Below are 23,094 nucleotides of genomic sequence, written 5' to 3' on the forward strand. Positions count from 1 at the left end.
ACCGGATCGCACGGCGGACGGACCGGCCGACGGGAACGAGCCTGCCCGACGGCGGCAGGCCGGCCCGCGAGGGACGCCGGTCGACGAGGGACGCCAGCCCGAGGGTTGGTCGCCGTCGGCTCAGCGACTCGGGTCGGCAGACGGACCGGATCGCACGGCGGACGGACCGGCCGACGGGAACGAGCCTGCCCGACGGCGGCAGGCCGGCCCGCGAGGGACGCCGGTCGACGAGGGACGCCGGTCCGCGGGTTGGTTCAGTGGGTCAGTTCGCCGAGAGGCGGAAGGCCATTCGGCCGAAGGCGACCTGGTCGCCCTCGCGGACCACGGCCGCGCCGATGACCCGGCGTCCGTTGACCGTGGTGCCGTTGGTCGAGCCGAGATCGCGCAGGACCCACAGGCCGCCCTGGCGGTTGAGTTCGGCGTGCACCCTCGAGACGCTCTCGTGGGTCAGCCGAAGGCCGCTCGCGGGGTCACGGCCGATGCGCAGCGCGTGCTCGGTGCCGGGGTGCGGCAGCAGCAGCTTGGGCAGCCGCTCGGCCTGCCAGGCTCGTCGCACCCGGACGGTGAAGCCGGAGACCGCCTCGACGGTGCCGAAGACGGCCTTGGAGAACCGGCTCTCCTTGGGCAGGTCGGCGGTGAGCACGGCGAGCTCGTCGGTACGACGGGCGACGAGGGCCAGTTCCATGCGCCGGATGAACGTGTCATGCGACAGCCGCCCCATGGCGACGCCGTCACGCAGCACCTTCAGCGCCCGGTCGCGCTCCACGTCGGACAGCCGCGCGGGGTACGTGTTGAACTCGAAAGACGACGTCACGGTGGTGATTGTCGGTCAGCGGGCCCCGGGTGTCCAGAAGACGCGGAAACGCCCGGCACACGCGCGTGCCGCCAATGGGAGTGTTCCAAAAGCGGATTGACCTCGCGTGGAGCACGATGGACGGGACGGGCTACATCACCGTGAACAGACGAAGGGGAACCGTCCGTGCAGTTCGAGGTGTGGGCACCGCAGGCCGAACGTTTGACGCTCCAGTGCGACGGCGTCACCCGCGCGTTGGAGCGCGATCCGGATCGGGCGGGGTGGTGGACCGGCGAGGCGGAGGCCTCGGACGGCTCGCGGTACGGGTTCGCGGTGGACGAGGGACCCGTCCGCCCGGACCCCCGCTCGCGCCGCCAGCCGGACGGCCCGGACGGGCTGAGCGCGGTCGTCGACCAGGCTCGCCACGAGTGGCGCGCGCAGTGGTCCGGCCGCCCCCTGCCGGGCGCGGTCCTGTACGAGCTGCACGTGGGCACGTACACCCCCGAGGGCACGCTGGACGCGGCCGCGGAGCGCCTGGCCCATCTCGCCGAACTGGGTGTGACCCACGTCGAGTTGATGCCATTGTGCTCCTTCCCGGGCCGGCACGGCTGGGGGTACGACGGGGTGGCGCCCTGGGCGGTGCACGAGCCGTACGGCGGTCCCGAGGCGCTGAAGAGGTTCGTCGACCGGGCCCACGCGCTCGGTCTGGGCGTCGTCCTGGACGTGGTGCACAACCATCTGGGCCCCTCCGGCAATTACCTGCCCGTGTTCGGCCCGTACTTCACCGAGACGCACCACACGCCCTGGGGCGCCGCCGTCAACCTGGACGCGCCCGGCTCGGACGAGGTGCGCGCCTACCTGCTGGGCAGCGCGCTGGCCTGGCTGCGCGACTACCGGCTCGACGGGCTGCGGCTGGACGCGGTGCACGCGCTGGCGGACACACGCGCGTACCACTTCCTGGAGGAGCTGTCGTCGGCGGTGGACGCCCTGGCCGCGGAGACGGGCCGGCCGCTGTTCCTGATCGCCGAGTCCGACCTGAACGACCCACGGCTGATCACGCCGCGCCGCGACGGCGGCCTGGGTCTGCACGCCCAGTGGAACGACGACTTCCACCATGCCCTGCACACCGCGCTCACCGGTGAGTCCCAGGGCTACTACGCCGACTTCGCGCGCGCCCCGTTCGCCGCGCTCGCCAAGACCCTCACCGGCGGCTTCTTCCACGACGGGACGTACTCCGGCTTCCGGGGCCGGCGCCACGGCCGCCCGCTGGACCGCGCCCGCCTGCCCGCGCACCGGCTCCTCGGGTACGGCCAGACCCACGACCAGATCGGCAACCGGGCCCAGGGCGACCGTCTCTCGGCGTCCCTCTCCCCCGGCCTGCTGGCGTGCGCGGCCGCGCTGACGCTGACCGCCCCGTTCACGCCGATGCTGTTCATGGGCGAGGAGTGGGCGGCGGGCACGCCCTGGCAGTACTTCACCGACCACACCGACCCGGAGCTCGCCGAGGCCGTGCGGCGGGGCAGGCGGCGGGAGTTCGCGGCGCACGGCTGGGCCGAGGAGGACGTGCCCGATCCGCAGGACCCCGCGACCCGCGAGCGCTCGTGTCTGGACTGGTCCGAGCCGGAACGCGAGCCCCACGCGCGCGTGCTGGCCTGGTACCGCGAGCTGATCGCGCTGCGGCACGCCACCGCGGACCTCACCGACCCCGACCTGGCCGACATCAAGGTCGCCCACGACGCGGAGGCCCGCTGGCTGGCGTTCCGGCGCGGTGACGTCCGGGTGGCCGTCAACCTCGGCAGGGAGCCGGCCGCGATCCCCCTGGGCCCGCGCCCGGCCCGTGTGCTCGCCGCCTGGGATCCGGTGGACGTACCGGGCCGGGACGGGCTGCTGCATGTGCCCGGCGAGTCGTGCGTGGTGCTGGAGCAGGAGTGAGGAGGACCCGCCGAAGGGCCCCTCACAGCTCCTCGTCCGGCCCGCCCTCCCCCTCCTCGCGGAACTCCGTCACGCGCTCCAGCAGGATCGCCTCCCAGGCCCGTCGCAGCTGGGTCCGTGGCAGGGCGAGCGCTTCGGCGTCCCGTGGGCCGGTGGCGCGGCCGTCGAGACGTCCCGCGAGGCGGACGACGGTGTCGCAGCGGGCCAGCCACAGACCGCGCAGACAGGGGCGGGCTCCGTAACCGGCGAGGGTGGCGGCGCGGACTGCGGCGCCGGAGCCGACGGCGAGGGCCAGCCCGGCGATGTCCTCGGCGGGGTCCCCGAGAACCGCGCCGGTCCAGTCGAGGACGCCGCGCACCCGGCCGTCGGCGCTCACCACGAGGTGTTCGCCGCGCAGGGCGTGGTGGACGAGGACGGCGGTGGCCGGCTGGGCTGCGAGCTGGGCCGCGCCGGGCGGGGTGAGCTGGTGGAGGCGGACGGGGTCGAACTCGTCGGCGCGGGCGAGGCGTTGGGCGACGGCCACGGCCATCCGGCGCAGCGCCTCGAGCGAGCGTGGGGCGGCGCGCGGCACACCGAGCGCCTCGGCCTGCCGGGGCGGCACCTCGCGCAGCCCGCTGAGCAGCCCGGCCAGGTCGGCCTCGCCGACGGCCGACACGTCGTGCTCCTCGGCGGTGCCGCCGGGCAGTTTGGTGTCGAGGGTGTACACCAGCCCGGGCGCCCACTCGCCGTGCGCGACGCTGGTGGGTACGGCGACCGGGACGTGCGGGCGGACGAGGTCGCGCAGCCGCAGTTCGCGACGGCGGCGCAGGGTCGTCTCGCGGTCGGTGGCGAGGCGCAGCACATGGTGGGCGCCGACCCACCAGGTGGCGGGCGCGCCGCCCTCCACGACGGGCCGAACCTCCGGTCCCGAGCGGCTCGCGCCGCCCTCCTCGATGAGCGCGCGTACCAGTCGGCGGACGGTGTCCGCGGTGGGTGTCGGTGCCTGGGTCATGGTCGCGCCGTTGCCGTTCGGAGGGATACCGGGGACTCCTGGGGAGGGTGGGTCAGCCCACTATGACCAGCTCGCGGGTGGTGTCGTTGAGGCGGCGGCCGCCGTCCTCGGTGACGGTGACGATGTCCTCGATGCGCACGCCGAACCGGCCCGGCAGGTACACGCCGGGCTCCACGGAGAAGCACATGCCGGGCACGAGGGGCCGTACCTCGCCCTCGATCATGTACGGCGGCTCGTGGGTGGTGACTCCGATGCCGTGGCCGGTGCGGTGGATGAAGTACTCGCCGTAGCCCGCGTCGGCGATGACGGCACGCGCGGCCCGGTCGACTTCCTGGCAGGCGACTCCGGGCCGGACCGCCCGGAAGCCCGCCTCCTGGGCCTCGCGCACGAGGTCGTGGACCCGGCGCTCCTCGTCGGTGGGTTCACCGACGTGCACGGTGCGGGAGGTGTCGGAGCCGTAGCCGTCCTTGAGCCCGCCGAAGTCCAGGACGACCATGTCGCCGTGTTCGATGACCCGGTCGCCGACCTCGTGGTGCGGATCGGCGCCGTTCGGCCCGGAGGCGACGATGGTGAAGTCGACCTGGGAGTGCCCGAACCGGCGCAGCAGGTCGGCGAGATCGGCGCCGACCTCCGTCTCCCTGCGCCCGCCGAAGGGAACCCTGCGGATCTCCTCGAACGTCGCGTCCGCGGCCGCTCCCGCGGCCGCCATCAGCTCCAGCTCCGCCGCGTCCTTCACGGCGCGCAGCATCGGCAGGGCCTCCGTGAGAGAGGCGTAGGAGGCAGCGGGCAGCGCCTTCTGGAGGGCCAGCAGGTGCATCGCCCAGGCGTTGTCGCTGATCCCGAACCGGCCGCCCGTGTCGAGCAGGGCGGCGGTGGCGGCGTACGGGTCCTTGCCGTCGGTCCAGTCCCGCAGGGTGAGCGCCGGGGCGCCGGCCGCCTTCGCGGCGTCGGGGGCCTCGAGCGTCGGCACGACCAGGACGGGGTCCCGGTCCGGGGTGAGGACGAGCAGGGTGAGCCGTTCGGTGGCGGCGGTGGGCGCGTAGCCGGTGAGCCATACGAGGTCGGGTCCGGGCGCCACGAGGAGTCCGGCGAGTCCGGCGTCGGCGGCCTCCCGCGCGGCGCGCTCCATGCGGGCCCGGTAGTCGTCGGCGCCGAAGGGCGCGGGGGCGGTGCCGGTCATCCGGGCCTCCCAGAAAGGACGTGGCGACTGACGTGTGACGGACGTGGCGACGCGGAGACGACCACGAGCAGCATCCTGCCCGTACGGAGGGGGACGCGCGAGCCGGTTGACGAGGGTTTCGGGCGGCGGCCGGCCCGGTGGACGTCCACGGGCGGCGTCCTGGCCGTCCGGAGGGCGTCAGCCGTCCACGGCCATGCGCAGGCCGAGGAGCAGCAGGACACCGCCGGACACCTGCTCCAGACGGCGGCGCGCGCCGGCCCGGGACAGCACCGCCTTCATCCGGCCCACGAACCACACGTACAGGGTGTAGTAGCCGACCTCGTAGACCGCCCAGAGCCCGGCGAGCCCCACCATGGCCGGCAGGTGCGGGGCGCCCTCCGGCACGAACTGCGGCAGGAAGGACAGGGCGAAGACGGCCGCCTTCGGGTTGGCGAGGTTCAGCAGCAGCCCGCCCCGGTAGGAGGCCCAGCCGCTCTGCTCGACGCCCTCCCAGCCGCCCTCGCCCGCTGCGCCGTCGTCCTGGGTACGGCGGGCCTGCCGCAGCGCCTGGACGCCGAACCAGACCAGCACGACGGCACCCACGACGCGCAGCACGGCGTAGGCCACCTGGGAAGCCGTCAGGAGGGCGGTCAGGCCGAACGCGGCGACGAGGCCCCAGACGAACACGCCGGTCTCGTTGCCGAGCACGGTGAGGAAGCCGGAGCGGCGGCTGCGCAGCGACTGCTTGACGATGAGCAGGGTGCTGGGTCCGGGTGAGGCGGCGACGAGCGTGCAGGCGCCCAGGAAGGCCAGGAGGGAGGTCGGCATGGCGCTCATGGTGGCCTGCCGGGGTCCGCGGTGGCCAGTGGTTCGCCGCCCGTACCGACGGGTGGGCGTCGGCGGCCCGGCGGCTTGGGCGACCGGCTCGTGTCCCTCTCATGTGACGACGCCGGGGACCACCGTCAACCTCCTGTATCCACCGTTGCGGTGAAGCACCGTCAGTACTACCGCCCTGCCCGGGTGGGCCTCGTCGACCGCCCGGGCGAGGTCGGTCGCCGAGCCGATCCTGGTGCCGCCGAACTTCAGCAGCACGTCGCCGCGGACCAGACCCGCCGTGTAGCCGGGGCCGGGAATGTGGACCGCGACGATCCTGGCGCCCCTCTTCCCTGCGTCCACGGCCTCCAGGCCCAGCGTGGCGTCGGGCGGGCGCGGTGACACGGTGGGGACCTCGGACGACCCGGACGAGCCGGACGAGCCGGACGAGCCGGACGGCCGGGTCGGGTTCGGCCCGCCCGGGGCGGAACCGGTCCCCGGAGCGCCCTGTGCACCCGGCCCCGCCTGCCGCTGAAGCTCGGCCAGTCTGCTCATTCCGATCACGGTCGTCCCCACGGTGCCGAGCCCGACGCCGGACAGGACCAGGACGGTGCCCGCCAACAGGCCGACCAGCAGGGTCGTCAGCCGTCGGCCGCGACGGCGCGCGGCGTGCGGACGCCGGCCCTGGCCACCCGGCCCGGACCCGCCACCGGACTCGGAACCCGGCATGGGCTTGGGACGCAACGCTGTCTGTTCCATGGATCGCCTCCGGCTGGTGATCTACCCGGCGGCCGAGCGCACCACGAGCCACGAACGAGTGAGACTGCCCCAGGGTCAGAAGCGGTACGGGAGGCTCGCGCCGCACGTCACGGGCGGCACCGGTGCCGTCGGCGCGAAGTCCGGCAGGAAGCCGTGGGTGCGGCGGGCCAGGTACGCCGGCTTGTAGCGGTCGACCTCGCGGTGCCAGTTCAGGATGCCCGACAGCCAGTTCTGCAGGTCGCCGACGTAGTGCCCCATCGCCTCGCGTGCCTCGGGCGAGAGGTCGAAGTCGTCGTAGAGGACCGGCAGTTCGTGCGCGACGACGTGCTCGAACTGCTGCATGCGCTGGGTCATGAGGTCGTGGACGATGCCGAGCGCGGTCGGGTAGTCGCAGCCGAAGAAGTTCTGCACGACGAGGATCGCGTTGTGCATCTCACCCTCGTACTCGATCTCCTTCTGGTACGAGAAGACGTCGTTGGTGAGGCACGCGTAGTCCACGGCGGCGTTCTCCAGCGAGCGGACCGGGCCGCTGCGGTAGACCTCCGGCGGGACGGCCGGGCCCTGGCCCATGCGGCACAGGCTCAGCGTGAGGTCGGAGCCGAAGGTGGCGCGCCGCATCTCCAGGTAGTCGACCGGATCGGGGACGCGGTTCTGTAGCTGGTTGGACAGCTCCCACACCCAGCTCTCGGTCATGACGTCGACCGCTTCACGCAGCGTGCGCCGCTGGTCGGGGCTCATGTCGGCGGTGGTGCGCGCCCACAGGTCGATCAGGCCGCGCTCCATGCCGTTGACGGGGACGACGGGCGCCTCCTCGCCGTCGACGGGCATGCACGCGGACAGCCGGGCCGTGGTCAGGCGGGCGGCGGCCAGATCGCGACGGTTGCCGAAGACGAGCGGGTAGTAGTCGTCGCCGTAGGTGCCCCAGGCGAGCCACTGGGCGCTGAGGTCGAGCGCCTCCGGGGTGGCGTCCGGGTCCAGGCCCGCCGAGCACAGCGGGAGGTCGAAGGCGGCGAGTTTGTCCTCGTCCCAGACGCCCTCCTCCAGGATGCCCATGCGGTGCGACCAGGCCGTCAGGCGCGGGCGGCAGGCCTCCAGGTGCGGGCTCAGCTCCACCTGGAAGGGCATGTGGAAGTCGGGCAGCAGCGACGGGCCGACCTTCTGGAACGGCACGTGCGCGTACGCCCGCAGCCTCCCCCACTGCCCGGAAGGCGTGGGAGGTGCCCCCGAGGCGGCCGAGGCGAGCAGCGCGCCGACGTCGGCGGCGGCGGTGCCGGGGCCGGTCAGCTTCTGCCAGGGGGCGTCCGAGGCGGCGCCCTTGTTCATGTAGCGGCTGGAGCGCATGTGCCACTCGTGGCCGCCGGACTGCCAGTCCTGCAGGCCCTTGGTGTAGGCGGCGACCGCGAGGACCTCGTCCGGCGTGAGGCCCTTCTCCAGGGCCACCGCGGGCACTTCGATGAAGGCGGTGTGCTCGAACTGGTGGAGGCGCGAGGTGAGAATGTCGTTGACGGCGTCGGCGGCCTCCTGGGTGGTGCAGCCGAAGAACGTCTCCAGGACGAGCACGCCGTTGCTGTTCTCGCCCTCGTCCTCCACCTCGCGCTGATAGGAGAACAGGTCGTTGCGCAGGTGCACGGCGTCGGAGAAGGTCTCCATCAGTACCCTGAGCGGCCTCGACCCGGCGGCGGCGGCCGGGACCTCGGCGGTCGCGTACTCCACGAGCCCCGCCGACCAGGGCGCCCCGCCCACCTTGCGCCGCATCTCGATGTACTCGACGGGGTTGGCGATCCGCCCCTCGTCGATGTTGGACAGCTCCCACATCGACTCGTTGAGCAGGTGCTCCGTCGCCACGGCGAAACGGCGGCGCCAGTCCTGCGACATGGCCGGCACCGTGCGCGCCCACAGGTCCTTCAGGCCCGCCTCGACCGGGTTGCGCGGCTCGGGCACGGGCGTCGCCAGGTCCAGCGGCATGAACAGCGGCAGCCGGTCCAGATGGGCCTTGCCGGCGGCGCGGTCGGGGGTGCGCTTGAACATGTCGAGGAAGTGGTCGTCGAAGAAGAACACCCACACGTACCAGTCGGTGATCAGCGACAGCGCGGGGCCGTCGCAGTCGGGGTGGGTGTAGGCGCAGAGCAGGCCGTAGTCGTGCGCCTCCAGGTCGGACTGGTCCCAGATCCCGGACCCCTCCAGCATGCCCATGTCGCGCGCCCACTGTGTCGAGTGGGCCCGCGCCTCCTCGACGTACGGGTTCAGGCGCGCGGGATGCGGCAGGTAGAAGTGCGGGAGTTCGAACGGTTGCGTCATGGCCGGGCCCTACCCGGGGGTTCCAACTGTCATCCGCGGGGCGGCACATGATCACACCATCGCGTGAATCGGGCGCGATGCCCTGAAACGTACGGGACTTGGCGTACGCGCGTGTGGACCCTGGTCACCTCTCGGGCCGGCCTGGCCCCTCCGGGTGCCGGTGGCACGGCCGCGCGGTGGGAGTCGCGCCGCTCACCGGTGTCACTCCCGCACCTGGATCAGCGCGTGCGTTCCTCCGGTGCGCCAGCGCTGCCCCTCGGCGGCGACCAGTGCGGCCTCCGTGCCGGCGTCCAGACCGGTGATCACCTCGGACTTCAGGGTGCGCAGGGCCGCGACCGGGCCGGGGAAGTACGCGGTGACGTCGGCGAAGGGAGTCGTCGGGTTCCACCGGCTGTCACCCACCAGGCGGCGGTAGTTGAGGTCGCCCTTCACGATCGTCAGGGAGGCCGCCGCGAACTCGGCCCGCAGGTCGTCGGGCATCGCCGCGTAGGGCAACGGACCTGCGGAGAAGGGGTGGGCGCGGACCGTGAGGGTCCCGTCGGCCATGGCCGCCCACAGCCGTCGGCCGTGGTCCGCGGCCGCTCCCGGCGCGCCCGTCAGCTTCCTGAGCGCGTCGACGACATCGGCCGTCGTGGCGTCGGAGACGTAGTACGGGTACGGCTTCACCTGCAGCACGACGCGGCCGCACCGCCCTCGGTCGAGGAGGTGCGCGGCCAGGAGGAGGTCGGGGATCAGCTCGCGGCCGGCGTTGTCGGCGACCAGACACACCGTGCCGGAACCAGGACCGGAACCTGTCCCGGCCCGGCTACCGATGCCGGTGCCGCTGCTGGTGTCACTGGTGCCGGTGCTGGTGCTATTGCCGGTGCCGGTGCCGGTATCCGTGTCCGGGAGCAGGGACCACAGCTTCTCGCTGTCGTCGGCGACCAGCCCCGGTACGGCGGCTCGCTCCTCGGCCTCGGCGTCGGAGAGCCGGAAGCCCAGGTCGGCGCGATTGCCCCAGAGGGATCCGTGCAGCAGGGCGCGGGCCCGTTCGCCGACCGGGCGGGCCTCGAGGGTGTCCAGCACGCTCAACTCCTCGTCGGTCTCCGGCGCGTCGAGCTCGGCGAGCTTGAAGGGGCGGAACGGATCGATGCCCTGCCAGGGGCCGACCCCGAAGTACCCGACGGTGTCGAGGAGTTGGCGGTAGAAGTAACTCTCGGACCACAGCCATGGCACGTCGAACCAGGATCGGCCGACGTACTCGTCGAGACCCCAGCTCCGCCACCGGTCGCGGTCGGGCGCCGTGTCGGGGAGCGGTTCGATCACACCTTTGGTGCAGTTCTCCAGCAGAGCGTCCAGGCCCCGGTGGACGTCCGGGCCGTAGGGAAACGCGTCCCGGACCTGCCGGATGATCGCCGGATGCCGTTCGGCCAGCACGCCGTGGGGGAACGAGCCGGGCTCATTGCCGAGGATCACGGGCGGCGCGGGGGTGTCGGACATGCGGCTCACCGTATCCCGGGGGCGTACCGCCGGGGCCGACCGTCACAAGCGGCGCGGCTGCGCGCCCCTCGCACCACGCGACGCGCCCCTCACACCACCGCCATGATCTCCCGCTCCAGCCGTGCGGCGAGGCTGAGATAGCGAGGTCGGCGTGGTACCGGTACGAGGCCGCGGATGAGGACGTGCCACATCTCGGCCATCCGGCGGGGCAGCCGGCCGGCGGGTTCACGGGTACGGCCGACGACCCGGGTGCCGACGAAGAAGCAGACCAGGGAGTGGGCCACGGCGTCGACGTCGACGTCCGGATGGAGGTCGGACTCCTTGAGCGCGCCGCCGACCCGACGGGAGATCAGGTCCATCAACTCGGCGAAGGGATGCGGCAGGGGCGGCCGGACGGCCACTCCGCCTGTGGCGAGCCGCAGACCGGCCCGGGCGATCGGGCCTTCGACCGACAGCCGGGTCAGGGCGAACGTCAGGCGGATCAGGCCCTCGAGGGAGGCATAGCCACGGTCGTCGATCTCACCGGCGATCCGGCGTGCGGCCGAGGACTGCAACTCCATGATGGCGTGGGCCAGATCCTCCTTCGCCGCGAAGTGGAAGTAGAGGGCGCCCTTGGTGACATGGGCGTGCGCGACGATGTCACTGAGGCTTGTCGACTCGTAGCCGTGCCGGTCGAACAGGTCGGCGGCGGCCGTGATGATCGTCGTGCGGGTCTGTTCGGCGCGTAACTGCCTCGCCATCGACTGGTACTCTCCCGGGCCGGTAACGAACGGGACATGCCGTTTTTTCTTACCCCCCGTACACAATAGCTCACCGTACGACGGTGTGGCCAAGGGGTGAAATCCGTCGACAGCCCGCACACTCCCCCGACTTGTGCGCCGCTGCTGGCCCACCGGCGGAAGCCTGCCACAGAGAACGTACCGGAGGCATAATCGAGAAGGAAATGAAAGAGACGGGTTGCGCGGTTTCCGCTTGTGGACACCTGGGGCCGGGAGGTCGGAGCACCCGGGCGACACGTGTCACCGCGTACCGAGGTTCCCCAGGCACCCTACAGACCGCTCTTCCGGTCGGTCGCACGGTACGAGGCGACCGGTTTGTTTCCCGGTCTGTCGAAACATGTGTCCTTGCCGAAGACAGACGCGAGGCGGGCCGGTCGGTGTCCATCCACACCGGCCGGCCCGCCCGTTCGTCGCACGCGGCGACAGTGGGTCCGTTCAGAAGGTCAGCTGCCAGCCGTTGAGCTTGCCGGTGTCCTGCGCCGCGGTGTCCTGGACGCGCAGCTTCCAGGTGCCGTTGGCGGTCTCGCCGGAAGCGTCCACCGCGAAGGTGGTGTTGACGTTGTCGGCGGAGTCCGAGGAACTGGCCGCCTTCAGCCGGTACGTGGTGCCGTCGGGCGCGACAAGGTCGATCACCAGGTCACCGCGGTAGGTGTGGGTGATGTCCACACCGACCTGAAGGCCGGTCGGGGCGTTGCCCGTGCGACCGCTGACGGCGATCGGGGACTCGACGGCCGGAAACCCACCCTTGCCGAACACGATCGGCCGGTGAACGCCCCGGATCGCTCCCGTGCGGGCGGCACGACGGAGCCGGGGCGGTGTGCTGAACGCGCCGGGCCGGATTCCCGTACTGACAACAGACCGCTACCGCGCCGGCCGAGGAGACGTCCCCGATGCCCCGCACGACCGCACAACGCACCGCAGCCCTGGCGGCCGCCGCCGTGAGCCCGCTTCTGCTGGGCCTGTGGGCCGCCGGACCTGCCCAGGCGCACGGCGCCCCCACGGACCCGGTCAGCCGGGTGTACGCGTGCTCCCCCGAGGGCGGAGCCGACGCGAGTACCGCGGCCTGCCGGGCGGCCGTCGACGCGAACGGCACGTCCTTCGCCGCATGGGACAACCTGCGGGTGGCGAACGTGAACGGCCGCGACCGGCAGACCATTCCCGACGGGAAGTTGTGCAGCGGCGGTCTGCCCGCGTACAAGGGGCTGGACCTCGCCCGCGCCGACTGGCCGTCGACCCGGTTCACCCCGGGCGGGACGCTGCGCATGACGTACGCCTCGACGATCGCGCACACCGGCACGTTCAAGCTGTATCTGACGAAGCCGGGTTACGACCCGTCGAAGCCGCTCACCTGGTCCGAGCTGCCGGCGAGCCCGTTCGCCGAGGTCAAGGACCCGGCTCTGACGAACGGCGCCTACCACCTCACGGCGAAGCTGCCCGCCGACCGGACGGGACGTCAGATGCTCTACACGATCTGGCAGAACAGCAGCACGCCCGACACCTACTACTCGTGCTCGGACGTGGTGTTCCCGGATGCGGCCTCGCAGAGCGGGGCGAAGAGCAAGCCGAAGAGCCGGGCCACGACGAAGGCGCCCGCCTCGGCCGGGGCCACGGCGTCCGCGAGCGCGGCGCCCGGCTCGCCGTCCGCCGGTCCGTCGGTGTCGACCGCGTCCGGCGCCGCACCCGCGAAGGCCGCAGCGGCCGGTCCGCGGAGCACCCCGGTGGCGTCCACGTCCGGGGCCGGCGGGCCGTCCGCTCCGATGCTGGCGGGCGGCGCCGCGGCGGTGTTGGTGCTCACCGGCGGCGCCGCCCTGGTCGCGCGCCTGCGTCGGCGCTGAACCCCGTTCGCACGGTGCTCGGTTGTGAGTTCGCCGATCAGCCGCGCCGACTGTTCTCAGTTGATGTGACGGTGTTCAGTTGACGGTGACGGCCGCGCCCGCGTCGGTCACCGGGGAGTACTTGGCGGTGAAGTAGCCGTTGGCGAAGCAGAGCGACGAGCCGGACGTCTTGGTGAACTGCTGGCTGGTGAAGTTGATGCTGTTGTCGGCGTTGTTCGCCGTGCCGGTCAGGCTCGGCGCCTGGTAGACGCAGTTGATGCTGCCCAGCAGGGTGCGCAGCACGACCGTGGTCTGGATGGTGGAGCCGCTCGCCGGCGTCACGGTGACGGTGCCGTTCGAGGCCACGCTCGTGGTGTAGGAGAGGTTGTTGACCGTCACGCCGGTGACGCCGAGCACGCCGATGACGTTCGCGGTGCAGCTGCCGAAGGTGTGCGAGGTGAGCGACTCGGTGGCCGTGCCGGGCGCGGTGGGGTTGCCGGTCACGGTGGCGCTGAACCCGGAGGCGGCACAGGAGACGCCGCTGGTGCCGGTCGCGCTGGAGTACAGCGTGGCGGCCGTGCCCGTGGCGAGGGAGGCGTTGAGGACGTCACCGACGGCGACGTCGCCATTGGCGGTCGTCAGCACCGCGCCGGCCGCGGAGGCCGGGGTGACGGCCGTGAGGGAGAGCGCGGCGACAGTACCGGCGAGGGCGAGGAGGGAGCGAGTGCGCATGCGGGTGCCTCTTTCTCAAGTGGGGCTTTTCGGGGGGTTGGTCGTGCGGGGGGGGGCTCCGGCGCGTCGCTGATCGCGACAGGAGGGGACGCGGGTCGGCGTCCGCCGATGCCGGCCCGTGACGCCTTCTCCGTACGTGACGGACCGGCAACGGCGGCCGGCCGGTGACCGGTCGTAGGCACTGGTGAGTGACTCCGGCCGGGCCGGGCGGCGAGGGGCGACCGGTCGCGGCCCGCCGGGGGAAGCGGTCGTACCGGTGCCGGGTAGGGATCGAGCACGGACCGAGTGGCCCGTACCTGCTGAAAGCGTCCGGGAGCGCGGCGGTGTCGCCGCGCTGCGGATCCGGCGCCACGGATCCCGGCTGAGCCAGGGAGAGTTGTAGACCTGATGGACAGTCAACGTCAATACAATGAGAGCAAGTTGATGGTCCAGCAGATATATGCGAGCGCCTGCGGGGACGTACGGCCCGCAGGTTGGCACATAATGAACACTCTTTTTCCACATCTCCCTTGACCGGCCGGTGTAACCATCGGTAACTTCCTCGTCGGCTACTGCTGCGTAACCAGAAAGCCCTTGCGGCTTCCGGGAGTTGCGAGGAGGCGTACGCGGCAGCCGCTGTCCGCGCCAGGACAACGTGCCACGGAAGCGCAACCCGCACGACTTAGCGCATGGGAGCAGACATGGCCTCGTCCCCGGACGTCAGTTCGTCCGCCGACAACACCCCCGAGAACCCCGAAAGCGGTTCCGCAGAGAGACGCGGCCGGGTCCGGCTGCGCCGGGCCGCCGTCATGGCGGTGCCCGCCACCTTCATCGCCGCGGGACTCGCGGTCCTCACCGCCCAGGGCGCCCTGGGTGTGCAGTTCGCGATCTCCGGGATGCCGTTCGTGGTCACCGCGGACAGGCTCGACGGTCAGGGCTTCGCACAGTTCGGCGGCCTGGACAACATGATCGAGAACAGCCCCAACCAGGGCGACACCGGCGGCCAGGTCCTGGTCGTCACCTCGGTCGTGAAGAACGGCAAGATCACCAACATGTGCCAGAGCGTCGACCTCGGCGGCATCCAGCTCATCCTCCGGGCCGGCGGTGGGTCCACCCCGGTGAGCGTGAAGAACCTGGCCATCGACTCCGACGAGATCTCGGGCGACGCCGAGTTCAACAACATCGAGATCGGCCGCGACTCCAGCACCTTCGACAAGGTCCCGATCCAGGGCCCCGCGGGTGTCTACGGCCAGCAGGCGGACACGGTCGTCATCAATCACCTGTACCAGCACAACTACGCGGCCACCGCGGCCGTCTTCAAGCTTCCCGGACTGAAGATGAGCTTCTCGAGCGAGGGCTGCAAGTAATGACCCTCACCCAGTGGCGGGACCGCTTCCGGGTGTGGAGAGGCCACCGGCCCTTCGCGGGCGGCGTGCTGCTCGTCCTGGGTGGCGCCGAGATCCTGGTGACCATGAAGGCGCCGCTCCCGGTGATCCTTCATGTGGGTATGCAGGGCCTGGCGGGATACCTCCTGCCGACCCTGATGGTGGTCTGCGGTCTGCTGATCCTCTTCAACCCGACCCAGCGGCTGTTCTACTCGATCATCGCCATCCTGCTCTCCCTGGGCACCTGGCTCACGTCGAACATCGGCGGCTTCGTCGTCGGTCTCCTGCTGGGGGCCGTCGGCAGCAGCATCTCGTTCGGCTGGCTGCCCGACCAGGAGCCGCGCAAGAGCCGCCGGCAGGAGCGCAAGGAGGCCGGGACCGAGCTGCACGCCGAGTCGGTCCGTAAGGACGGCCCCCTGTCCGGAGCGGGCGAACCCGCCTGACACGGGACACCCGCGGATCCGATCCGCGGTCGTGACACACGGCTGTACGTCCTTCACCGGCGGGGCCGGGACGACCTGCGCACAGCAGGCCGCTCCCGGCCCCGCCGGCCTTTTCTCGGTGCGCCCCCGCGAAGGGCTCGGGCCGCGAAGTCCGTCACCGGTCTCCACGCGGTCACCCCGGCCTCACCCGGTTCGGCCACCGGCACCCCGACCGGGCCGGCACGGCGGTCGCCCACCACGGGAACATCACGACCCACGTCGCGGCGCGCGAGGATTGACGACCAGTCAACTCAGCTGCGGATATGCTCCCTTGCGTCGTCACCCCTCCGTCCTGGATCACAATGCGGCAGCCGCACCTCCCACCACGTGGCTGCTCACTTGACTACCAGCGGTCACACACGGTTGGCTCCGAGCCAACGAATCCCCTCTCGCCGGTGCGCATCCCTTCGCTCCGGCGATGCTCGCCCGTCCTCCCCGCACTGCCGCACAGCGAGGTGCAGCCCCCCATGAACACTCCCCTCCCCGCCAGATCCGCTCATGGCCCACTCGGGCCCGTGCGCCCCACCGCCCTGACGGCGGCCTGCTGTCTCCTCCTGCTGACCGGCTGCTCCGCCACCACGTCCTCCGGCCCGGACCTGGACACGGCGGGCCGGTCGGGCGACCGGATCAAGGTCGCTCTGGTCACCCACGGCGCCAAGGGTGACGCCTTCTGGGAACTCGTGCGCAAGGGCGCCGAGGCCGCGGCCGCCAAGGACGGCGTCGATCTGACCTACGCCAGCGACTCCGACGCCGACGGACAGGCCGAGCTGATGCGGGACGCGATCGGCGACCGGGTCGACGGCATCGCGGTGACCCTCGCCAAACCGCGGGCCATGAAGAGTCCGGTGGCCCGGGCCAAGGCGGCCGGCATACCGGTGGTCGGGCTCAACTCCGGTATCGATGCCTGGCGTCCGGCGGGACTTCTTGAGTACTTCGGCCAGGACGAGAGCGTCGCCGGCCGCGCCGTCGGGGACAAGCTCGACGGCCTCGGCGCCAAGCACGCCCTGTGTGTGATCCACGAGCGGGGCAACATCGCCCTGGAGGCGCGCTGCGCGGGCGTGAAGAAGACGTTCACCGGCGGGACCGAGATGCTCTACGTCGACGGAACGGACATGGACGCCGTGACCACCACCGTGGCTGCGCGCCTCCGCCAGGAACCCGACATCGACGAAGTCATCACCAACGGCGCGCAGTTCGCGCTCGCCGCGGTGCAGGCGGCCGACCAGGCGAGCAGCAGGGCCAAGGTGGCCACCTTCGACCTCAACGAGGATCTGGTGGCGGCCGTCCGCGACGGCAGTGTGCAGTTCGCGGTGGACCAACAGCCCTATCTCCAGGGCTATCTGGCCGTCGACGCGCTCTGGCTCTACAAGTCCAACGGCAACCTCAGCGGCGGCGGTGTGGCGCCCGTGCTGACGGGTCCGGCCTTCGTCACGAAGACCAACGTCGCCGAAGTCGCCCGCTTCGCCGCCGCCGGAACCCGCTGACCGGGCCGTCTCCTCCCTCCCCCGCTCCCCCTCCCCCTCGCTGATCGCCCTAGGACGACTATGTCTCCACGGACAGGTGCCCGGCGCCGACGTCTCGGCTCCATACGTCTCTCCCTGATCCTGCTGGCGCTGGTGCCAAGCGTCACCCTCGCCGCCATGTGGGGTGTGACGACGACCCAGATGTTCGAGGAGGGGCTGCGACTGCGCGCGCAGACCGAACTGAGCCGGTCGACCGGTGCCATGGGCACCGAGGCGACGCTCACCCTCCAGCAGGAACGCAGCCTGTCGGCCGTGTGGCTGGCCTCGCGGCCCGCCGGTTCCCGGGCCGCGCTGGAGGCCCAGCGCAAGAGGACGGACGCGGCGGTCGCCAAGCTCGTCGACCGGTCGGACGACATCCAGCAGGCGCCCGCCCGGGTCAGGGACCGGCTGTACTCGGTCGTCGCCTCCGTGGGCAGCCTGGAGTACTACCGGGGCCAGGTGGACGATCCCACCGACATCACCGCCGCGCAGGCACTGGACCAGTACACCTCGATCATCGACGACCAGATCCACGCCTTCCAGGAGCTCTCCCAGGTCGACGACGGCGACCTCACCTCCCAGGCCGGCCCCCTGGTCGCCCTGGAGCACGCGGCCGAACTGGTCTCCGAGGAGGATCTGCAGCTCACGCTGGCCGGGCCCGGGAAGCGGATGGACGAGAAGACGTGGGCCGCCTTCGCCCAGTTGGTGAACACCCGGCGCTGGCTCGTGCAGGACCAGATCGTCCCCTCGCTCACCGGCACGGCGAAGGCGCAGACCGAGAAGATCCTGACGAGTTACCAGTGGCAGATCCTGCAGTCCGTCGAGGACAGGGTGCTGGCGGCCCGGGCGAAACAGAGCGAGAACGGTGACGTCGCGTTGCCGGACGTGCAGAAGGAGTGGCGTGCCGCCCTCATCGAGGTCTCCGACCAGTACTCGGGCCTGATCCGGCTCCAGACGACGGCGCTGCTCCGGCGCAGCGCGGACGAGGCGGGTCAGCTGCTCATCACGGCCGCCTCGCTGAGCGCCGGCGGTCTCGTCGCCCTGCTGCTGTGCGTCGGCGTGTCCTGGCGGATCACCCGCTCGCTGTCCCGGCGGCTGCACGGGCTGCGGATGGCCACGCTGAGCCTGGCACACGAACGGCTCCCCGACGTCGTGGCCCGGCTGGACCGGGGCGAGACCGTCGACGTGGACTCGGCGGCCCCTCCACTGGACTACGGCGACGACGAACTCGGCCAGGTGGCGAAGGCGTTCAACACCGCCCAGCGCACCGCCGTGCACACCGCGGTCGAACTCGCCGACACCCGGCGCGGTTTCCAGAAGGTCATCCTCGGCATCGCCCGGCAGAGCCAGAACCTGGTCAACCTCCAGCTCAGCAAGCTCGACGCACTGGAGCGGCGGCACCAGGACCCGGACGTGCTGCACGGCCTGTACGAACTGGACTCCACGGCAAGCCAGTTGCGCCGCTACGAGGAGAACCTCGTCATCATCAGCGGCGGCCGGCCGGGGCGCAGCTGGACGGAGCCGGTGGCGCTGATCGACATCCTGCGCAGTGCCGTCGGGGAGGTCGCCGAGTACCGGCGGGCCGAGGTGCACACCGAGGAGGAGGTGTACATCGCCCCGCCCGCCGTGGCGGACGTGATCCATCTGCTCGCCGAACTCATCGACAACGCGACGTCCTACTCGCCGGCGCCCAGCCCGGTCGGGGTACGGGCCACTCTGGTGGCCAGGGGCCTGGCGATCGAGGTCGAGGACCGCGGCCTCGGCATGTCCGAGGAGGACTACACCTCGTTCAACGCACAGTTGGCGGTCCCTCCGCAGTTCGACGTGGTGGCGCTCGCCGACGACCTGCGACTGGGCATGTTCGTGATCGCCCGGCTCGCGACCCGGCACGGCATCGCCGTCACCCTGCGCTCGTCGCCCTACGGCGGGACCACGGCGATCGTGCTGGTCCCGCACGACATCGTGGTCCGCGAGGCCCCGGACGCGGCGACCCCGGCGGCCGGTGATCCCGGCGAGCCGGACACCGCCGGTTCCCCCTCCCCGGAGACGGACCTCCCGTCACCCGATCAGGACGCGCCGAAGACGCCGGACGCGCCGGACGCGGAGCGGGAGAGCGACGGCGGTTCCGGCGGTCCCGGCACTTCCGGCAACTCGCGCGGTTCCGGTGCCTCCCGCGGTTCCCGCAGGACGCGGGGCGCCGCGGTTGCGGTGGGAAGCCCGTCGTCCGCGTCCGCCCCGCCTGCCCCTTCCGCCGGTGGGTGGGACCCATCACTCAGCCGGCTCGGCTCGGTGCGCACCTCGCAGGCCGCCGCTCCCTCGACAGCGGGCCCGGCGGGTGCGGCCGTTGGCCCAGCCGCCGGGTCCGGTACGCCGGACACCGCGGACGGGGACGGGGGCGTCCGGCAGGGCGGGGCGGCGACTGTCACCGCCCCGGCTCCGGTCCCGGCCCCGGCTCGGGGGGCGGCCGCTGGGCACGAAGGTCTCACCCCGCTGCCCCGCAGGGTTCCGCAGACCAGTCTGGCCACCGAGCTGCGCGAGGACTCCGCCCCCGTCGGCGAGGAGGACGGTTTCCCGGACGATTTCACCGCGGAGCGTGCGGCCTCTTCCCTCGCCGGTTTCCAGCGCGGCACGCTGCGAGCACACGCCGACGCCGACGGGCCGCGCACCGACCCTGCGGAAGCACCCGCCGAGGAGGCCCCCTGGCCGCCGGTCACCACCGCGGGCCCCTCCCAGACCCCGACACCCCCCGCCGACCGCTCATGAAGGACTTCGCGATGACACGCTCCATCCCCGGCACCAACGCCCAGCTCGACCAGCTGCTCACCGGTCTCGTGGACCGGGTGGCCGACGTGAACCAGGCCGTCGTACTCTCCGAGGACGGTCTGGTGGTGAGCAAGTCCACCGGTTTCCTGCGCGAGGACGCCGAACGGCTGGCGGCGACCGCGTCCGGCCTGATGAGCCTCAGCAAGGGCGTCAGCATGGACTTCCGCGGCGGCCCGGTGCGCCAGGCACTGATCGAGATGGCCAACAGTTATCTGATCCTCACCTCGGCCGGCCCGGGAGCCCATCTCGTCGTGCTGGCGGGGAAGAACGCGGACGTGGGCGTGGTGGCGTACCAGATGAACATGCTGGTGAAGAAGATCGGCGAGCACCTCAGCGCGGCGCCGCGGGCCCATGTCGGTCCCGCCGTCCGCACCAACGGCGGGTGAGGTGAGCGGAGGCGACGAAGCGGGCCGACTCGTCAGGCCGTTCACCCTCACCGGTGGCCGGACCCGGCCCAGCCGTGCCGACTTCACGCTCATCACGACGGTCACCGCGGTCGACCCGCCGCCCGAGCGGTCCGCACGGCCGCAGCCGGAGCAGACCCGGATCCTGCGGCTGTGCGCCCGGCCGCTCGCCGTGGCGGAGGTCGCGGCCCATCTGGACCTGCCGGTGAGCGTGGTCGTCATCATGCTCTGCGATCTGCTGGAGGCGGGCCTGATCACGGCCCGGCCGCCCCGGCCCGTCACCGGCACCCCGGATCTCGATCTGCTGGAGAAAGTGAGGGACGGCCTTGGCCGGATCTGATTCCACCGCTTCCACCGCCCTCAGCACCGAGCCGGCGGCGGCACCCGACACGGTGAAGATCCTCGTCGCCGGCGGCTTCGGCGTCGGCAAGACCACGATGGTCGGCGCGGTCAGCGAGATCGCGCCGCTGCGCACGGAGGAGCCGCTGACCGTCGCCGGGCTGGACGTGGACGACCTGAAGGGCATCGAGGAGAAACGGTCCACCACCGTGGCGCTCGACTTCGGGCGGATCACCATCGGCGACGACCTGGTGCTGTATCTCTTCGGCACCCCGGGCCAGCAGCGGTTCTGGTTCATGTGGAACGACCTGGCGATCGGCGCCCTGGGGGCGGTGGTGCTCCTCGACGTGCGACGCCCGGAGTGCAGCTTCGCCGCGATCGACTTCTTCGAGCGCCGGGGCATCCCCTTCGTCGTCGCGGTGAACGGCTTCGACGGCTTGCACCCGTATCCGACGGAGGAGATCAAGGAGTCGCTGGCGTTGCCGGCCCGTGTTCCGGTGCTGCTGTGCGACGCGCGGGAGCGGGAGTCGTGCCGGGACGTACTGATCGCTCTGATCGACCGGCTGATCGAGGACGTCGAACTCCGTCCGAGCCCGGCCCGCTGAGGGGTCGGCGGGCGCCCGCTGCCCGCAGTACGGCTACCGTCTGCGGGTACGGTCCCGCGGCCGCCCACTCGAGCGGCGTCCGGCCGGTGCCCTGGTCCTCGCGGAGGTCGGGGTCGGCGCCGTGGGCGAGGAGGGTGCGGACCGTGTCGGTGTGGCCCCAGCAGGCGGCCGCGCACAGGGGTGTTCCCTCGGCGCCCGGGCCCGCGCTCTCGGCGTCGGGCGGCGCACCGGCCGCGAGCAGTCGGCGCGCGGTGTCGGCGTCCCCCTGAACGCAGGCCGCGTACAACGGGGTTGTTCCGTCGGCGTCGGCGGCCGCGGGGTCGGCGCCGGCCCGCAGCAGCAGATCGACCCGAGGGCCTCCCCCGCACATCGCCGCCGCTATCAGACGCTTCGTCAGTTTCTTGCGCCGTCTCCTGTTCACGGTCGCCGAGACTAGCCCGGCCCGTCGGCGGGATCGCCGGAATTTCCATGGGCCGCGCACAGGTACAAGGCGGAAAACCGCCAAGCGTGTCCCAGTGATTGACCTGTTCCCCCCGCGCCCCTACTTTCTGACCGATTCACCGAACCGAGTTCGACATTTCGAACCACCGGTCGGTGGCAAAGGGCACAACCGGTCGGTACCAAAGGGCACCCCGCATACCCTGGAGCGCACATGACCCCCAACCCGTCCCGCCGCCTCTTCCTGGGCGCGGCCGCCTCCGTCCCCCTGGCTCTCACCCTCGGCACCCCGTCCGCCCACGCGGCCGACTCGGCGTACGTGATGAGCTACTTCACCGAAACGACCAGCCTCGGCGCCGGCTCCGACTACGGCCTCCACCTGGCCGTCAGCACGGACGGGTTGCAGTGGATGCCGCTGAACCAGAACAACCCCGTGGTCACGCCCACCGAGGGCGCGCTGGGGCTGCGTGACCCGTTCATCCTGCGCAAGCAGGACGGCACCTTCGTGGTGCTCGCCACCGATCTCAAGGGCACCGACTGGAGTTACGTCAGCCAGTACGTGCACGTGTGGACCTCGACCGACCTGCGCACCTTCACCGGCTACCACCGGCTGAAGCTGCACGACATGAACACCCACTGCTGGGCACCGGAGGCGTTCTGGGACGCGGGCCGGGGACAGTACGCGCTCATCTACTCCGCCGTGAACGACAGCGGCCACAACGTGATCATGGTCAACTACACGACCGACTTCGTCACCGCCTCGGCGCCCCAGGTCTTCTTCGACCCCGGCTACGACGTGATCGACGGCGACATGGCCGTGGGCGTGAACGGCGTCAACTACCTCTACTTCAAGAAGGACCAGACGCTGGTGGGCGCGCGGTCCAGCTCCCTCGACCCCGGCAGCTTCACGGTCTTCAACACGGGAGTTGCGCACGGCGGCACCGAGGCGCCGACCCTCGTCAAGTCGCTGACCTCCGGCACCTGGTGGCTCTGGGGAGACACGTACACCCCCAACGGCGTCTTCTACGCCTGGCAGTCCACCGACCTGTCGGCGGGCACCTGGACCGCGCTCGACCAGAAGACGTACACCCAGCCGGTGAACTCCAAGCACTGCGGCATCACGACGATCACCGGAACCCAGTACAGCAATCTCGTCGCCAAGTGGGGCGCACCCGCCTGGAACCGGCTCAAGTCCTACAACTACCCGGACCGGTACGTCCGCCACGCCAACTACGTCGGCCGCATCGACACGTACCCCTTCGACCTGTACACCGACGCGGAGTGGAAGCTCGTCCCCGGCCTGGCCGACAGCTCCGGGGTCTCCTTCCAGTCGGTGAACTACCCGACCCGGTACCTGAGGCACTACAACTACCAGCTCCAGCTCGACGTCAACGACGGCACCTCGACGTTCGCCGGTGACGCGACGTTCTACCGCACGGCGGGTCTGGCGGACTCCGCGTGGGCCTCGTTCCGCTCGTACAACAACCCGACGCGCTACATCCGGCACTCGAACTACGTACTGCGCATCGACCCGGTCTCGACGGCGAGCGAGAAGCAGGACGCGACGTTCTGGGTGGGCTACTGAGCG

19 protein-coding genes and 2 pseudogenes are annotated in these 23,094 nt (G+C 71.6%); 10 read left to right on the plus strand and 11 right to left on the minus strand.

Going from position 1 to position 23,094, the window contains the following annotated elements:
* Positions 1–262 precede the first annotated feature (262 nt).
* A complete protein-coding gene (locus ACFWBB_RS37755) occupies positions 263–814 on the minus strand; it encodes an FHA domain-containing protein (RefSeq protein ID WP_385282255.1) in 552 nt (183 codons plus the stop codon).
* 165 nt (positions 815–979) lie between these two features.
* Here ACFWBB_RS37755 and treZ point away from each other — a divergent pair, with 165 nt between their 5' ends.
* Entirely contained in the window at positions 980–2,725 is a 1,746-nt protein-coding gene (gene treZ, locus ACFWBB_RS37760; RefSeq protein ID WP_385282258.1) for a malto-oligosyltrehalose trehalohydrolase, read from the plus strand.
* A gap of 22 nt (positions 2,726–2,747) precedes the next feature.
* Here treZ and ACFWBB_RS37765 read toward each other — a convergent pair whose 3' ends face one another.
* The 8 genes and pseudogenes from ACFWBB_RS37765 to ACFWBB_RS37800 form a co-directional block, all read right to left on the minus strand.
* On the minus strand, positions 2,748–3,716 hold the full coding sequence (locus ACFWBB_RS37765; protein WP_385282261.1) for an aminoglycoside phosphotransferase family protein: 969 nt from the start codon (positions 3,714–3,716) through the stop codon (positions 2,748–2,750).
* A 52-nt stretch (positions 3,717–3,768) separates the two neighbouring features.
* Entirely contained in the window at positions 3,769–4,896 is a 1,128-nt protein-coding gene (locus tag ACFWBB_RS37770) for an aminopeptidase P family protein (RefSeq protein ID WP_385282264.1), read from the minus strand.
* A gap of 177 nt (positions 4,897–5,073) precedes the next feature.
* Positions 5,074–5,703: a LysE family translocator gene (locus tag ACFWBB_RS37775; RefSeq protein ID WP_385282267.1), complete on the minus strand. Its 630-nt coding sequence runs from the start codon at positions 5,701–5,703 to the stop codon at positions 5,074–5,076.
* Positions 5,704–5,811: 108 nt separating this feature from the next.
* Positions 5,812–6,447, minus strand: a complete 636-nt coding sequence (locus tag ACFWBB_RS37780; protein WP_385282270.1) for a PDZ domain-containing protein — start codon at positions 6,445–6,447, stop codon at positions 5,812–5,814.
* A gap of 75 nt (positions 6,448–6,522) precedes the next feature.
* The gene (gene cyc2, locus ACFWBB_RS37785) at positions 6,523–8,745 is read right to left on the minus strand and encodes a germacradienol/geosmin synthase Cyc2 (RefSeq protein WP_385282273.1); all 2,223 of its coding nucleotides are present in this window, start codon (positions 8,743–8,745) and stop codon (positions 6,523–6,525) included.
* 201 nt (positions 8,746–8,946) lie between these two features.
* A complete protein-coding gene (locus tag ACFWBB_RS37790) occupies positions 8,947–10,224 on the minus strand; it encodes a damage-control phosphatase ARMT1 family protein (RefSeq protein WP_385282276.1) in 1,278 nt (425 codons plus the stop codon).
* A gap of 89 nt (positions 10,225–10,313) precedes the next feature.
* The gene (locus tag ACFWBB_RS37795; protein WP_385282279.1) at positions 10,314–10,964 is read right to left on the minus strand and encodes a ScbR family autoregulator-binding transcription factor; all 651 of its coding nucleotides are present in this window, start codon (positions 10,962–10,964) and stop codon (positions 10,314–10,316) included.
* Between the two features lie 474 nt (positions 10,965–11,438).
* Positions 11,439–11,735: pseudogene (locus tag ACFWBB_RS37800) on the minus strand (proprotein convertase P-domain-containing protein); the annotation flags it as partial.
* A gap of 158 nt (positions 11,736–11,893) precedes the next feature.
* Here ACFWBB_RS37800 and ACFWBB_RS37805 point away from each other — a divergent pair.
* Positions 11,894–12,838: a lytic polysaccharide monooxygenase gene (locus tag ACFWBB_RS37805; RefSeq protein WP_385282282.1), complete on the plus strand. Its 945-nt coding sequence runs from the start codon at positions 11,894–11,896 to the stop codon at positions 12,836–12,838.
* A gap of 75 nt (positions 12,839–12,913) precedes the next feature.
* On the opposite strand, the gene ACFWBB_RS37810 is transcribed toward ACFWBB_RS37805, so the two are convergent.
* Positions 12,914–13,549, minus strand: coding sequence for a Tat pathway signal sequence domain protein (locus ACFWBB_RS37810; RefSeq protein ID WP_385282285.1), 636 nt, complete (start codon positions 13,547–13,549; stop codon positions 12,914–12,916).
* A 680-nt stretch (positions 13,550–14,229) separates the two neighbouring features.
* On the opposite strand from ACFWBB_RS37810, the gene ACFWBB_RS37815 reads away from it, so the two are divergent.
* The 7 genes from ACFWBB_RS37815 to ACFWBB_RS37845 all read left to right on the plus strand — a co-directional run bounded on the left by ACFWBB_RS37815 (position 14,230) and on the right by ACFWBB_RS37845 (position 21,068).
* Complete coding sequence (locus tag ACFWBB_RS37815; RefSeq protein WP_385282313.1) at positions 14,230–14,895, plus strand: DUF6230 family protein; 666 nt, start codon at positions 14,230–14,232, stop codon at positions 14,893–14,895.
* A complete protein-coding gene (locus ACFWBB_RS37820) occupies positions 14,895–15,356 on the plus strand; it encodes a DUF6114 domain-containing protein (protein WP_385282288.1) in 462 nt (153 codons plus the stop codon). The genes ACFWBB_RS37815 and ACFWBB_RS37820 overlap by 1 nt, the downstream gene beginning before the upstream one ends.
* A 506-nt stretch (positions 15,357–15,862) precedes the next feature.
* Positions 15,863–16,879, plus strand: coding sequence for a substrate-binding domain-containing protein (locus tag ACFWBB_RS37825; protein ID WP_385282291.1), 1,017 nt, complete (start codon positions 15,863–15,865; stop codon positions 16,877–16,879).
* Positions 16,880–16,939: 60 nt separating this feature from the next.
* Complete coding sequence (locus ACFWBB_RS37830; protein ID WP_385282293.1) at positions 16,940–19,660, plus strand: nitrate- and nitrite sensing domain-containing protein; 2,721 nt, start codon at positions 16,940–16,942, stop codon at positions 19,658–19,660.
* Positions 19,661–19,671: 11 nt separating this feature from the next.
* On the plus strand, positions 19,672–20,106 hold the full coding sequence (locus tag ACFWBB_RS37835; RefSeq protein WP_171400121.1) for a roadblock/LC7 domain-containing protein: 435 nt from the start codon (positions 19,672–19,674) through the stop codon (positions 20,104–20,106).
* 1 nt (position 20,107) lies between these two features.
* A complete protein-coding gene (locus ACFWBB_RS37840) occupies positions 20,108–20,464 on the plus strand; it encodes a DUF742 domain-containing protein (protein ID WP_385282296.1) in 357 nt (118 codons plus the stop codon).
* Positions 20,451–21,068 carry an ATP/GTP-binding protein gene (locus ACFWBB_RS37845; RefSeq protein ID WP_385282298.1) on the plus strand — a complete coding sequence of 206 codons (618 nt, stop codon included), beginning with the start codon at positions 20,451–20,453 and terminating at the stop codon, positions 21,066–21,068. Before ACFWBB_RS37840 ends, ACFWBB_RS37845 begins: the two co-directional genes overlap by 14 nt.
* A 7-nt stretch (positions 21,069–21,075) precedes the next feature.
* On the opposite strand, the pseudogene ACFWBB_RS37850 reads toward ACFWBB_RS37845, so the two are convergent.
* Positions 21,076–21,489, minus strand: a pseudogene (locus ACFWBB_RS37850) (ankyrin repeat domain-containing protein); the annotation flags it as partial.
* Between the two features lie 231 nt (positions 21,490–21,720).
* On the opposite strand from ACFWBB_RS37850, the gene ACFWBB_RS37855 reads away from it, so the two are divergent.
* A complete protein-coding gene (locus ACFWBB_RS37855) occupies positions 21,721–23,091 on the plus strand; it encodes a glycoside hydrolase family 43 protein (protein WP_385282301.1) in 1,371 nt (456 codons plus the stop codon).
* Positions 23,092–23,094 lie beyond the last annotated feature (3 nt).

Origin of the sequence: Streptomyces sp. NPDC060000, from assembly GCF_042737375.1 — a bacterium.
Lineage (GTDB): Bacteria > Actinomycetota > Actinomycetes > Streptomycetales > Streptomycetaceae > Streptomyces.